Below are 14,258 nucleotides of genomic sequence, written 5' to 3'. Positions count from 1 at the left end.
CGGAACCGCCCCATGATCAGTCGCCGCAACTTTCTCGCACAAGGCTCCGCCAGTCTTGGCAGTCTCGCCCTGGCGATGATGCTGCAAGAAGAGTCGCTGGCCCAAACGCCGGGCGCCGTTTCGGTCTTGCACCATCCGCCCAAGGCCAAACGGGTTGTGCAGCTTTTCATGGCGGGCGCCGCCAGTCACATCGACCTATGGGATCACAAGCCGATGCTCGCCAAACATCATGGCGAGAAGTCGGACTTTGGGGAACATGTCGAGGCGTTTCAAAATGGGCTTGGCCCCTGGATGAAATCGCCATTCTCGTTCGCTCCCTATGGCCAGTCGGGCAAACACATCAGCGAGGTTGTCGCTCCGCTGGGGGCATGTGTGGACGACATCGCCTTCGTCCACAACATGATCGGCAAGACCGGCGTCCACTCGCAAGCGACCTACCTGCAAGCGACCGGGTTTGATCGTCCTGGGTTTCCGGGGATGGGCGCCTGGATCAGCTACGGCCTTGGTTCGATCAACGACAACCTTCCCACCTTCGTCGTGTTGCCTGATCATCGCGGCTTCGCCAGCAACGGGCCGAAGAACTGGGGCTCCGCCTTCTTGCCGGCCAGTTCGCAAGGCGCCGCGATCTTCCCCCAGCGCGACAATCCGATCGAGGACTTGCATGCCCACGCCGACTATGTGACCGCCGCCGGCGATGCAGCCGGGCTGAAGTTGCTGGCGAAGTTGAACCAGCAGCATCGGTCAAAGCGCAGCGGCGACTCTCGGCTGGAAGCGCGGATTCGTTCTTACGAACTGGCCGCCAAGATGCAGAGCAGCGCTCCTGCGGCGCTCGATATCTCCGACGAACCGGCGCATATCCTCAAGATGTACGGGCTCGATCGCCCTGGCGCCGAGTACCCCACCGAAATCAATCCGGCGGAAGAGGCCGAATACTTTGGCCGCAAATGCCTGGTCGCGCGGCGCCTGCTGGAACGTGGAGTTCGCTTCGTGCAAATTTGGTCGGGCAACGACAACGGCTTTCCGCGCCGCAACTGGGACAGCCACGAAGATATCAAACGCGACCATGGGCCGCTCGCCCAGGGAATGGCGGTCGGCGCCGCCGCTTTGATCCAAGACCTCAAGCAACGCGGACTGCTGGACGATACCATCGTGCTCTGGACGACCGAGTTCGGACGGATGCCAAGCACGCAAGGAAGCAAAGGACGCGATCACAACCCCTACGTCTTCACCAATTGGCTATGCGGCGGCGGAATCCGCGGAGGCGTCAGCTACGGTCCGTCGGACCAGTGGGGCTACAAGCCGATCGATCGCAACAACCCGACGCAGGTTTATGACATCCATGCGACGATCTTGCATCTGTTGGGGATCGACCATCGCCGCCTAACGGTTCGCAACGACGGGATCGATCGCCGGCTGACCGACGTGCATGGTCGCGTGCTGTCCGATTTGCTCGTCTAATTGCCTGTTGAAAAATGCCCTCGTGGCATTTTCCAACCTCGCCAGGCTCAGAGCGTAGCTCTTCGCGGCTCGCAAAATAACGACTTACGTCGCTATTTTGGGATCGCATCCATGCGATCACGCAGTCCGTCGAGAAAATCAACGGACTGCTAAGCGCACAAAAAACGCCTCCTCGTCGGCAGGAGGCGTCGAGTGCGACTACAGGGACGGACTATTTCTTCAATCGTCCCTGCACGAAGAACATGCGTGGGTAGAGCTTGATCTGGGCGTCATGCTTCAATTCCGATCGCTCGATGATCTCCTTCACTTCGGCCGCGGTGAAACTTCCCTGCAGCGAACGCATCCAACTCTCACGGACGCTGGCGGTCAGAAACCACTTGGTCAGCAAAACGATGAAGCTGGCCAGGAACGTCAGATCACGACGATCATCGCCAATGCAGAAAACTCCGTTCGGTTTCAGGACGCGGGCGACCTCACGTAACACCGCCGTCGGCGGCTCCCAATAGTGAAAACTCTGATTCGAAATCACCGCGTCGAGCGTGCCATCGGCAAAGTCGTCTAGACTACAAGCGTCTCCCTTTCGGAAATCGACGCGATCATCGACTCCCTCGTGGGCCGCATTTTCGTTGGCGATATCGACATAGGTGTTGGAAATATCGATGCCAGTCACGCGAATGTCCTTGCGACGTTTGGCGAGCGAGATTCCAATCCAACCGGGACCAGGCCCCAGCTCCAAGACGCGTGGTTGTTCGACCTGCTTCAGTTCAGCGAGGGCGAACTTCAAAATCGGTTCGTAGTCGGCGCCGGCATACCGTTTGGTCAGCCGACTATATTCCGAGACGAACTCGACATCTTCAAAGAGAGGTTCAATGTGAGGGATGCGACTGATCTCTCCCGTCACATCCTCCGGGGCAGGGCTCGTGACTGCCGTTTCGTTCGACATAAGATGATTCCACAGAAGCGAGCAGAAGGTCAGCCAATCCGTCAGCCGCCGCCAAAAGAACTACCCAGGCGATGCTACTTGCCTACTCCCTAGAAGTCAAACCTTTACCCCAAACTTCTTCCTTTACATCACGACAATACGCACCTTAACTAATCGCTGGAAAACACCAAAACCACGCAGCCGCCTTCATCTCATCCACTTTGCAATCTCCATCGCCATGCCTCCTTTGAATCGCCACCGTCGTCGCCTGATTTATCTCCTTGTGGCAACATTGGTAACGGGCGGTGGGTTCTGGCTCTGGAGTCGATATCCCAGCAAAAAAGTAACCGATGAGACCATCACGGTCGGCGAAGAGGTGCGGCGGTATCGTCTGGTTGCACCGGCCAGGGCCGCAAGCGCTCCAGCGCTGTTGGTTGTTGCGCTCCATGGCATTGGCGATACGCCAGAGGCGATGGCCGACTACTCGGGTCTGGATCGCTTGGCCGCCACCGGACAGGCGTACGTCGTCTATCCCGAAACCCGGTTAGGCATGTGGAACACGATCGATGTCCTTGCCGAGAGCCGCGCGAATAACCGCGACTTGCCGTTTGTCCAGCGTCTGGTCGACAGGCTCAAGAGCCAACTCAAGGTGGAACGCGTCTGCCTGGTCGGGATGTCCAACGGCGCGACGTTCGCGCTGCTCGCTTGCGAAGCGTGCGAAGATATCGATGGCGTCGTCGCCCACTCTGGCGCAAGCCCCGCGGGTCTAAAGCTCACCGCCCGAGCGCCAATCCTGATGATCGTGGGAGACGCCGATTCGGCGGCGGACGCCGTTCGCGTTGACGTCGCCGAATTGAAGTCGGCCGGTCATCAGGTAGAGTTTGTGCTCGAGAGCGGCCTCGGGCATCAATGGTCGACTCGGCAGAACGGGAAGCTCGACCACTTTCTCCTGGCTCCTTGACAAGGCGACCCGTTCCAAGCGGCTCGCGCCGTCTGTCGCGAAAAACTTGCGTAAAGACGAAAAAACGCAACGACCGCTCGCATTGGTTAGGTCGGTCGTCACAACCGTTATCGAACGCAAAATCGGACCCGAACTAGCCGCGGATATTCGTTTCGCGGTTCGACCAATCGTAACGGTCGACCTATCTTTTCGCGGTCACCTTCGTCGCCAGACGATGGCCAACTGCGCCTTGATAAAGGCGCATCCCTCCGACTTCCCGCGAATTTTTCCCGCCCCAAACTGGTATGTCTCTCTTTCGAAGATACGCGCTGACGCCAATTCGGCCTCGCCCCGGCAAAAGCAGTCCGTCCGCCAAGACCTACGGGCAGATCGAGCGGCTAGAAGTGCGCGAAGTGTTCGCCAGCGACACGGCCAACTTTCTGTCACCGGTCTGGTTTGAACAACTTTCGACCTCCACTCATTCGCAGATCGACGCCGGCAACGCCACCTTCGCCGAGTCGACGTCGCAGGTGGTGTGGGAAAATACGACGCTCGACGTCTACAACGACGAGTGGATCATCCAGTTAGACGCGTCGCTGTCGGCTTCGATCAATTCGCTGTCGGAAGTCGCCTCGCTACTGAACGGCAACTCGCTGCAATTTGAAGTCATTGGCGGACTTGGGCTGAGCGGACAACTGTTGATTCGCACCTTTGACGCCGAGCTCAGCGCCGTCACCGATTGGTTGGCTGGACAATCGATCGTCGAGACGTTTGAACCGAACGCGCTGCTGCCGACGCACCTGGCGACCAGCGATACGCAAGCCGATTCGCTGTGGGGACTCGATAACCAGGGCCAAACCGGCGGTACGGTCGATGCGGACATCGACGCCCCGGAAGCCTGGGAAGTAACTACCGGCAATCCGAACGTCGTCGTCGCGGTAGTCGATACCGGCGTCGATTATTCGCACCCCGACCTGATCCACAGCATGTGGGTCAACCCCGGCGAAATCGCCGGCGACGGAATCGACAATGACGGCAACGGCTTCGTTGACGACGTCTATGGCTATGACTTTTTGAACAATGACGGCGATCCGATGGACGACAACATGCATGGTACGCATGTCGCCGGCACGATCGCCGCTGAAGGGGACAATGGACAAGGAGTGGTCGGCGTCGCGTCGTCCGCTTCGATCATGGCGCTGAAGTTTCTGAGCGCATCAGGCTCGGGCAGCACCGCCGACGCCGTTCGGGCGCTCAACTACGCGACGATGATGAAAAAGCTGTATGGCGTCAATGTGGTCGCCACCAACAACAGCTGGGGAGGGGGCGAGTATAGTTCGGCCCTGTATAGCGCCATCAAAGCGAGCGGCGACGAGGATATCTTGTTCGTCGCGGCTGCCGGCAACAACGGCGCCAACAACGACGTCACGCCGCAGTATCCCGCCAATTACGGACTGGACAACGTCATTTCGGTCGCTGCGACCGACCACAACGACCAGCTCGCCAACTTCAGCAACTACGGAGGCCAAACCGTCGACATCGCCGCTCCCGGCGTGAGCATCGTCAGCACGATTACCCGCGGCCGCTACCTTTCGCTCAGCGGCACCAGCATGGCCGCGCCGCACGTCTCGGGCGTTATCGCGCTGGCCTACTCCGCCAATCCTTCGGCGACGATGGATCAGATCAAAGCGGCGATTTTGGATGGCGCCGATAACGTCGCCGGGCTGCAGGGGAAGGTTTCGACCGGCGGACGCCTGAACGCGCTGGGGACGCTGCAGGAACTGAATTTCACGGTAAACGACGCCTCGATCGCAGAAAACGCATCGGTTGATTCTCCCCTTTCCGACTTCACGCTCGACTTCAGCGGTTCGTTCGATCCGGCGACCCTGTCCCCTTCCGACTTCCTGGTCAACGGCCAGGCCGCCGACAGCATGACGATTGTGGACGGCGACACCGTCACGTTCCATTTCTCGCAGTCTCCGATTACCGCGCAAGGAGCGCAACGCATGGAGCTGCTGACCGGATCGGTCCAGCGCAGCGGCGACGGGCTGGCGCTCTCGGCGTTCGTCCGCCAGTTCTTCTACGATGCGGCGGACCTGTCGGTCGTTGGTACGAACATCGACGATGGCGCTACGCTGCATGACATTCCCAAGTATCTCGAAGTAACGTTCAGCGAAGCGATCGATCCGGCGACATTGTCCGCCGCCGATTTGCAGCTCTCCAGCGGCAGCGTAACCAAGGTCGACCTGATCAACGACCGGACCGCCCGATTCTGGCTGCAGTTGCCGTATGACAATGGTACGGTCTCGTACCAGATTGCCGACGGTGCGATTGCGGATCTATATGGTAACGCCGGCGGGGCTCTCTCTGGCCACTTCTCAATCGACCTTTCCGACGTCGCCGTCTACGAAAGAACCGGTCCCATCACATTGCCGACCTACGGCTCGATGGACATTCCGCTGACGATCTCCGATGACCTGCAGATCGCCGATGCCGATATCTGGCTCGACATCGACCATACCTGGGACTCTGACCTGACCGTGGTGCTGATCGCCCCCAACGGGACGCAAATCAAGCTCTTCTCGGCGGTTGGCGGATCAGGGGATGGGTTCAAAGGAACGATCCTGGATGACGACGCCACCGACTTGATCGGAACCGCCAAGGCGCCATTCACCGGTCGTTTCCGTCCGACCGGCGATCTTACGCAGTTGGAAGGGATGTCGACCGCCGGCACGTGGAAGCTGCGGGTCAGCGATTCGTTCGCCTCGGACGTCGGTACGCTCAACTCGTTTGGCCTCCACTTCACGGTGGCGAAGACGGTCGAAATCGACCCGCTGGAGATTGATCCGCTCGCCGACGTGACCGTTCACCATACGCAATCCTCGTTTGACGTCGATGTCGAGACCAACGGCGAAGCGAGCGTCTCGGCCGAAGTGCTGGGCAGCGCGGCGGCCGAAGTCTCATGGAACGCCGAAACCGAGCGACTGACGGTCACCACGCCGGAAGGTTTTACGGGACAATTTACGGTTCGCGTCAGTGCGATGCGCGGCGATGAAACGGTCTGGGAAGACTTTGTCGTCACGGTCACCAACGAGGCGGTCGAGTTAGGTTCGATCAATGATCAATCGCTGGAGCAGGGAGAATCGCTAGAGATTCCGCTGGCGATCGGTAACAGCGACGGAGACGAACTGACCTACGTCGTGACGGCGATCGACGCGGCCGGCAATCTGGCCGACGTGAAATTTGTCGACGGCGTACTCCGCTTTGATTCGACCTCCGCTGCCGTAGGCAACGTGCTGGTCACGGTCTCGGTCTCCGACGGCGCTTCCACGGCGACGCAATCGTTTTCGATCGACGTCGCCGCTCCGATTGTGCTTGATCCGCTGCCGGCGGAGTTCAGCGGCGAAGCGGGCGAGTCGCTGGAGATTGATCTTTCGCAATACGATTTCGCCAAGGGGGCGACTCGCTTTGAGGTCGCGACTCCCAGCGGCAAGACCTCGACCGGCGACAACCAATTCGGCATTATCCAGGACGATTGGCTCGAACGGACCAACTTCTCCTACAACGCCCAGCGGCAAGGAGAAAAATACCTGAAGTCATCCAGCGGCGCCTGGTTCTTTGTGACGACCGACGGGGAACATGCATTGCTGCACGCCTGGAAAGGTAGCTTCGTAAGAAGCGAGGTCGTCGCGACGTTCGACGTGGCCTACTACAAAGATCCCCGACTGTTCTACCAGGTCGCCGATACGGCGCCTGCGGCCGACGTCGACGTTTCGATTGATCCCAATACCGGTAAGTTGATGGTTACGCCGCGCGAGGGATTCGCCGGCCGGGTTTCGCTGACGGTCACCGCGATTGGAGCCAAGGGAACGGAAGTTCGCACGATTGACGTCGTCTTCGAGTCGCAAAAGCTAGAGCTGGCGCCGATTCCAAACGGCCAGTTTTCCGGCGACCAGACGCGTTACGTACTCGACTTAGAACCGTATCTCTCGGGCGGCGATGGGGCGACGTTGTCGGTTGCGGCGACCGCCGTCTCTGACCCGGCCGCCTACTCGGTCGACCAGCGGGCGAACTTCGTCCACGACCTCTTTCTGACGCGGACCAACTACGCCTACAACGCGTTTGGCATGCAGGAAAAGTTCATCCATGACGCCAACTACCAGTGGTACTACATCACGAAAGAAGGGAGTCAGGCGGTCGTCTACAAATGGACCGGAGATCTTGGCGGCGGTGAGAAATTCGCGACGCTCGACGTGGCCTACTACAACGACCCCGGCAAGCTGGTCAACGCCGTCGAGTCGACCGCAGGCGTCTCGGCCAAGATCGAAAATGGCCAGCTCATCGTCGATCGCCCCGCCGACTTTACAGGCAATGTGATCGTCACCGTCGCCGCGACTAATGGTCAAACCACCGTCTCGCAGGCGTTCCGCGTTTCGACCCCTAGTCGCGCGATCGCCAGTCAAGCGGCGCCCAGCAACGACTCAATCGTTAGCTCCGTCGCCGCAATCGCCCAGTCGCTGCAGGCCGGTTCGGTCACGACGACGCTGGATGCGAATCCCCTTTCACCCACGTTGCAACCTTCGTCGCCAGCGATGTCGATTCAGGCTCAAGTCGCCGCCATCGCCGCCGAAGTCGCCCTGCGGTTTGGGGGCGAAATCGACGAGCTGGCCAGTTCACGCGCCAGCGACGCAAAACCAGCGAGTCCTAAACGCTCGCTGGGGGGCGCCCTCACGCAAAAAAATAACGCCCTGGCCGATATCGCGGCTTCGCAGCTGGGGGAAAACGAGCAACTCTCGATGCCGTCGATCGTCGAAGCGATGGACGCCTGGGGGGATCAAATCGCCCAGGATCTGAGCCTAACCGAGGAGAGCTACTCCGCCGAAGCGGATGATCTCCTCTCGTCCTTGGATCAGGAGGATGACTTTGAGTTGCCGGATCTATAAGTTGAACTAACTGCCTGTTGAAAAATGCCATCGTGGCATTTTCCAACCTCGCCAGGCTCAGAGCGTAGCTCTTCGCGGCTCGCAAAATAACGACTTACGTCGCTATTTTGGGATCGCATCCATGCGATCACGCAGTCCGTCGAGAAAATCAACGGACTGCTAAGCGCCAACCGCCCGCAAGTGAGCCCGCGGCGACCCAATGAAACCGTAATGCTCCAAGCCTTCTAGGATTCCGCCGGCACAATGAGCTTCGGCGAAGTAGACGCGCGACGACTTGCTCTCTTTCAGCTTCTCCAGTTCCGGATCGTAGTTGCCGACCACGATGCCGGCGGTTTCGCCCGTCAGCATGTCGAGGTCGTTCCCCGAGTCGCCCGCGGTCGCGATATTCGTCAGCGGAATATTCCACTTCGAGGAGAGATAGCGAATCGCTTTTCCCTTCGAGGCGCGATGCGGCAGGATGTCGAGAAAACGTCCGTGCGAGAAGATCAAAGAGTGGGCGACGCCGGTTTGCGACAAGGCGTCGCGAATCAGCGGCAGCGCCTCTTTCGGCGGTAGCGAATCATCGAGCGAGTAGCTGATCTTGAACTCTCGCTGAGCATGCGACTCAGGCTGCAAATGCAGGAACGGCAGACCGTCGAGGGCAGCGTGAACGCGTTCCGGCTTCCAGCGCGAGCGAAGGTGGGCGCCCCAACCTTTGACCGGCACCCGATCAGGGCCGTAGTAGATCTCGGCGCCAACCGAGCTGATGATCACATCGATATCGTGGATGCCATGCTTCTCTAAGACCTCATCGACCAGTTCCAAAGCCCGTCCCGAGGCGACGCCGAAACCGATCCGCGACTTATTGTCCTTTAGCACCTGCTTCAGCTGAGCCAGCGCTTCGTCATCTCCCAACAGCGTGTTGTCGATATCGGTGATCAAGAGCCGCTCAACATTGACCATGCGCGGGCCGACCGCAGGCTTGCCGACTGCCGAAGGGGTTCGCGATGGCGCCGAAATGATCTCTTGAATCGCTTCGACATAGTGCTCGCAGTGCGTTTCCCACGAGTAAAGTTCGCGGACCAGGTTAACGCCGTTGGCCGAGAACTCGTCCCACTGATCGTGATCGGTCAGCAGCTTCAGCATCGCGCCGGTCAGCGCCTTCGAGTCGGTCACGTCGACGGCATAACCGCTCTTGCAGTTTTCGGCGATATCTTGCGGGCCGCCTTCCTTCGTGGCGACAAACGGCAAACCGGTCGCAGACGATTCGATCGACGTGAGACCAAACAGTTCGATGAAGGCGCTGTTGACGAAGATGCCGCGGCTTGACGCAGCAAGCCGATACAGTTCCGGCACGTCGAACTCGGAGCTGTGGTTCTTCGGAATCGCCATCTTGCCGTACAGATCGTAACGATCCATCGCCAGCAACATGTCATTCAAAACCTTTTGCTCGTTCTCCGGCATCGACTCGATGTCTTCGCGAATGCCGGCGAAGACCGCCAGGTTGGCGATCGCTTGCAGCTCTTTGCTCTCGCCATAGGCGCGAATCAGCGCGTTGATGTTCTTGCGGCGATCCGGCCGGCACAGAGCGAGAATCAACGGCCGGTCCGAGGCGAAGTGGAACCGCCCCAACTCACGCGTCATCCGCATCCGGGCCTGCTTGAACTGCTCATCAATCGAGTTGCTGCTCAGTTCGTAGTCGTAATAGGGGAAGAAGCGTTCCAGGTCGGTGCCCGGCGGGATCACCTTGAAGTTGAGGTCCTCTTCTTTGAAGTAGCCGGCGTACTGCTGGTCGCGCTCATGCCGGGTGCTGGTGATCACCAGATCGGCGACCGAGAGACAGTCTTGCTCGACTTGAATGCGATGCTCCATCGCCAACTCTTTGTCGACCTCTTCGCGAGTCCAACCTTCCGAGGTCAGGTACTCTAGCTTGGGCTTGCCCAGCGAGTGACCGGTGAAGACGAAGGGAACGTCGAAGACCGAAGCGACTTCCTTGGCGATGTAACCGGCGTCGGCGTAATGTCCGTGGACCAGCGCCGGCGTCTTCCCTTCTCTCCGCGTGAAGGTGATCATCGCGTCGACGAACTCATCGACGTAGGGCCAAAGTTTCTCTTTGCGATGATAACGGCCGGGGCCGCAAGGCAGACGAACCAAGCGGCAATTGGGGCCCAGTTCTTCGATCGGTTCCGAGTAATCCTTGGAAACTCGTTTGTCTTTGATTCGGCGGGTAAAGAGATCGACCCCGTCAATTCCCGGCATCTTTGCCAGGTTGGTCGCCAATTCCAGCACGTATCTTACTTGGCCTCCGGTGTCCGCATCGCGTCCCATTTCTACGTTGGCGCCGCGAATAAGCCCATGAAGACTAATGAGCTGGATATACATCTACTAACTCCCTCTGTGTGGCGCGCGTTTGCGGATCAAGGCGATAATGCGAACGCGCGATTCGTTGGGTGGGTGAAGGATCATTTCGCCGTCCTCGACGAAGTCCTTTCATTACTTTGCAAGCGGCGTGTCGATTCACTTTCGCTTGCGTATCTCTCGTCGACCGCCTCGTCGACTGATTGCATGTCGACCACGCTGGCAGTCCAACCACCGGAGTTCTCCATCATCGACGCGACGCGCTCAAGCGTCGCGGCGACTTGCATCCGTTCCCAAACCTCCAACCGATCAAGTTGGCGCTGGAAGGGACGATGGAGCAGAGCAGGCGCTTTTTGCAACAACGCCTGACCTGTTTCGGTCAGTTGAACGCGAATGTGGCGACGGTCACTATCGCTCCGCTGCCGAACAATCAAACCTCGTTTGGCTAAGCGGTCCAGAATGCCCGAGAGCGTGGCGTGACCAAGATGAATAGAGCTGGCGACCTTGCCGACGGTGGTCGGTTGAAGGCGGCCAATCGCCTGAAGGGCGGCGAGTTGCGGGAAAGTCAGCCCCACCTCGTGCAACAATTGTCGCGACTCGAGGTCGATCGATCGCATGATTCGCCGTAAAGCGAACGCGATCTGTTCCTCCAATGGGTCATCAACTCCCATGCAAGCCCCCAGATCGAACGTAGTGGTGCTTGCATTACTTTCGTGCACGAAAGAGTTCGTGTCAAGCTTTGGCGAAAATTCTCACACAAACGGCCATATCACCCCCGTTAAGACACATTTAACGGTTATCGACTATTGTGAGTGCGAAAGACTTATCGCGCCAGCTGCGCCATTCGCACCCTATGCCGAGAACCCTCGTCGCGTCAGTCCGGCCAGCAATTGCTCCAGAATTCGCCCCAATTCGACCCGATCGCCATCCGGCAGTTCTTCAAACAATTCGAGGACAACGTCGTTCTTCAGAATCGTCTCTTTCACCGTCAACATGCCGCGATCAGTCAGCGAAATTAAGGTCGCCCGGCGATCTTCGGGATGCGGGTTTCGCTCGACCAGTCCTTCGCTTTGCAAGGCGTCGACCAGCTTCGTGATATTGCGGGGCGTTACCTGCAGGCGATGACTCAAGTCGCTCATCTTGCTGGTGCCGCCGCACTTCAGCGCGTACAGCAGTCGTGCTCGGGACGCAGTCGTGCCGGCGGCGGCCATTTCCATTTCCAGCCATTGAGAAAATGCTTTGCCAAAACGCCCGATTTTCTCGGCTACTTCTTCTGATTTCAAAATCGCTTCTCGAAAACTTGATTGGCGCTTGATTGACAAATTGTGTACCGGTCTATAAATTTCCGCATAGCTGCGTTTCGCAACCTTATCGATAGCGAATTCACCCCATGGCGGCGATATCAGGAGCGTTAAAATGAGTGATAACTCGACAAATCCCCCGGAAATCGACGATTCCGCTACCGCAGCGGCGGCGCCGTCCCCCCGTCCGCGCACGTGGCCGCTGATCGTGATCGCCGCGCTGCTGTTGGCGACGATTACCATTCCGGGACAAATCGCTCCCAGCACCCTGTTCCATTTTATGTCGCTGATGTGGGGAGCGCTCATCGCAATGGGGCTGACAGCGCTGTGGTTGGTCGCATTTTCGCGCATCCCTTGGAAGGAACGCCTGGTGGCGATCGCGCTGGTGACGGCCCTAGTCTTGATCGGCATCTTCGGCGCCCACCCCACGATGAACGCCATGGTCTTGGGCGTGGTGATCTTTCCCTGGACGATCGTCGCCGGCGGGCTGGTCGCCCTGTTGGCGATGCCGCTTGGTTGGCCCGTCCAACGTGCGGCGCTGGTCGCCGTGATGGTGACGGCGACCGTCTTCGCTCTGGCAGCGCGGATGGAAGGAGTGCGGGGAACGATCACCGCCGACTTCGCCACTCGCTGGAGCCCGACCAACGAAGAGACGCTGCTGGCCGAAATGCAGGAGACGCCTGCCGCAAATAGCGCGCCCGACGCCGAGGCGCTTGCCGCGGCGACTTCGTTCTGGCCTGGGTTTCGTGGTCCCAACCGTGATGGCGTCGTTCGCGGCGTCTCCTTCGCCACCGATTGGGACAAACAGCCGCCGCAAGAGGTCTGGCGGAAAAAAGTCGGCCCCGGCTGGTCGTCGTTCTGCGTCGTGGGAGGACAAATCCTAACCCAGGAGCAGCGGGGCGAAGAAGAGCTCGTCACCTGTTACGACGCGGCGACCGGCGATCCCGTTTGGCAATACGCGATCGAGACCCGCTTCGAAGAACCGCTCGCCGGGCCGGGACCGCGGGCAACGCCTACCTTTCACAACGGCAAGCTCTACTCGCAAGGAGGTTCCGGTTTCGTCTCTTGCATCAACGCGGTCGACGGAGCCGAAATCTGGAAACGGGACCTGGTCGAGGACCTCAATGCGAAGACGCCCGAATGGGGATTCGCCGGGTCCCCTTTGATCGTCGGCAATTTGGTGATCGCCTTCGCCGGCGATCAGGCGGGCGCCGGCAAAGCGGTCGTCGCCTACGATGCCGAGACCGGGCAGCAGCAATGGACCGCAGGCAAAGGAAAACACAGCTATTGCTCGCCCCATCTGGCGACCCTGGCCAGCGACGACCAGATCGTGATGGTGACCGACTGGGGCGTACAGGGGATTTCGCCGGCGGGGGAAGTGCTGTGGGAAAACGAATGGGACATTGAGCCCGGCAATCGCGTCGTGCAGCCGCAGATTGTCGATGACTCGGTCTTCGTCGGCACCGGCCTAGGAATGGGCACCCGCAAGATCGACGTGGGGCACGCGGACGAAAACTGGTCGGCGACTGAAGAATGGACGTCTCGCAACTTAAAGCCCTACTTCAACGACTTCGTTCAGCTGGATGGGCACTTCTACGGCTTTGACGATCGGATCTTTACCTGCGTCGACGTCGCCACCGGCGATCGCGTCTGGAAAGGAGGCCGCTATGGTCACGGCCAGGCGCTGTTGGTCGAAGAGGCCAAGGTGCTGGTAATCGTCAGCGAAGATGGCGAGCTGGCCCTGATTCACGCTACGCCGGAAGGGCATGACGAGATCACCAAGTTCCGCGTCTTCGAGAACAAGACGTGGAACCATCCAGTCATCGCCGCTGGCAAGCTCTACGTTCGCAATGGCGAAGAGATGGTCTGTTTCCAGCTGCGGGATTGGCAAGAAAAAAACGAGGCCGACGATTAGTCGCCAGCCTCGTTGCCGAACTTCAACAACGCGAATTATTTCTTCGCCGCTAGATCAATCTCGACGAACGTTTGGTCGGCGGCGACCTCGAACACTTGTCGGAATTCGCGGGGGCGTTTCGCTCGTCGAGAGGCTCGCGAGGAGGTTCCATCGCCAGCGAGGGGATCGCCCCCAGAAATGGAAACCAGATGCTCGCCGGGCAGGACTCCTTGGCGACCATCAATGTAGTTCAGGCTAAATTTTCCGTCGGCGTCGGTGATTCCCCACGATGCGGCGCCATCCTTTTGTGGAGAAAACGTGACGTTCATGCCCGCCATCGGCGTTCCGTTATTGGTCACAAGTCCCTCCAGCGGCGCCAACTTTGGCCCCTTCGCTCCACAACCTAACAAGAGGGCGCACGATAATCCGACTAACCAGATTTGATAGTTCATCTGACTCTCCA

At 59.2% G+C, this 14,258-nt stretch carries 9 protein-coding genes; 4 read left to right on the top strand and 5 right to left on the bottom strand.

Features of this window, described 5'->3' with window-relative positions; translation table 11 throughout:
* The first annotated feature begins 12 nt into the window (after positions 1 to 12).
* Positions 13 to 1,458, top strand: coding sequence for a DUF1501 domain-containing protein (locus tag Enr8_RS20370; protein ID WP_146435201.1), 1,446 nt, complete (start codon positions 13 to 15; stop codon positions 1,456 to 1,458).
* 211 nt (positions 1,459 to 1,669) lie between these two features.
* Here Enr8_RS20370 and Enr8_RS20365 read toward each other — a convergent pair whose 3' ends face one another.
* Positions 1,670 to 2,401 carry a class I SAM-dependent methyltransferase gene (locus Enr8_RS20365; RefSeq protein ID WP_146435198.1) on the bottom strand — a complete coding sequence of 244 codons (732 nt, stop codon included), beginning with the start codon at positions 2,399 to 2,401 and terminating at the stop codon, positions 1,670 to 1,672.
* 217 nt (positions 2,402 to 2,618) lie between these two features.
* Between Enr8_RS20365 and Enr8_RS20360 the strand changes: the two genes are divergently transcribed.
* Together Enr8_RS20360 and Enr8_RS20355 are read left to right on the top strand one after the other, a co-directional pair.
* Positions 2,619 to 3,341: an alpha/beta hydrolase family esterase gene (locus Enr8_RS20360; protein WP_146435195.1), complete on the top strand. Its 723-nt coding sequence runs from the start codon at positions 2,619 to 2,621 to the stop codon at positions 3,339 to 3,341.
* Between the two features lie 284 nt (positions 3,342 to 3,625).
* On the top strand, positions 3,626 to 8,263 hold the full coding sequence (locus Enr8_RS20355; protein WP_146435192.1) for a S8 family serine peptidase: 4,638 nt from the start codon (positions 3,626 to 3,628) through the stop codon (positions 8,261 to 8,263).
* Positions 8,264 to 8,422: 159 nt separating this feature from the next.
* On the opposite strand, the gene Enr8_RS20350 is transcribed toward Enr8_RS20355, so the two are convergent.
* The 3 genes from Enr8_RS20350 to Enr8_RS20340 all read right to left on the bottom strand — a co-directional run bounded on the left by Enr8_RS20350 (position 8,423) and on the right by Enr8_RS20340 (position 11,811).
* Positions 8,423 to 10,624 carry an HAD-IIB family hydrolase gene (locus Enr8_RS20350; protein WP_146435189.1) on the bottom strand — a complete coding sequence of 734 codons (2,202 nt, stop codon included), beginning with the start codon at positions 10,622 to 10,624 and terminating at the stop codon, positions 8,423 to 8,425.
* 80 nt (positions 10,625 to 10,704) lie between these two features.
* The gene (locus Enr8_RS20345; protein WP_186767762.1) at positions 10,705 to 11,217 is read right to left on the bottom strand and encodes a MarR family winged helix-turn-helix transcriptional regulator; all 513 of its coding nucleotides are present in this window, start codon (positions 11,215 to 11,217) and stop codon (positions 10,705 to 10,707) included.
* 234 nt (positions 11,218 to 11,451) lie between these two features.
* Positions 11,452 to 11,811, bottom strand: coding sequence for a MarR family winged helix-turn-helix transcriptional regulator (locus Enr8_RS20340; RefSeq protein ID WP_246120176.1), 360 nt, complete (start codon positions 11,809 to 11,811; stop codon positions 11,452 to 11,454).
* Between the two features lie 205 nt (positions 11,812 to 12,016).
* On the opposite strand from Enr8_RS20340, the gene Enr8_RS20335 reads away from it, so the two are divergent.
* Positions 12,017 to 13,816 (top strand): outer membrane protein assembly factor BamB family protein, encoded by a 1,800-nt coding sequence (locus tag Enr8_RS20335; RefSeq protein WP_146435179.1) that lies wholly within the window; start codon positions 12,017 to 12,019, stop codon positions 13,814 to 13,816.
* A gap of 35 nt (positions 13,817 to 13,851) precedes the next feature.
* On the opposite strand, the gene Enr8_RS20330 is transcribed toward Enr8_RS20335, so the two are convergent.
* Positions 13,852 to 14,247: a carboxypeptidase-like regulatory domain-containing protein gene (locus Enr8_RS20330; RefSeq protein WP_146435175.1), complete on the bottom strand. Its 396-nt coding sequence runs from the start codon at positions 14,245 to 14,247 to the stop codon at positions 13,852 to 13,854.
* Between the last annotated feature and the right edge of the window lie 11 nt (positions 14,248 to 14,258).

The sequence above is a fragment of the Blastopirellula retiformator genome, assembly GCF_007859755.1.
Lineage (GTDB): Bacteria > Planctomycetota > Planctomycetia > Pirellulales > Pirellulaceae > Blastopirellula > Blastopirellula retiformator.
This window is presented reverse-complemented; position numbering and strand designations above follow the sequence as displayed.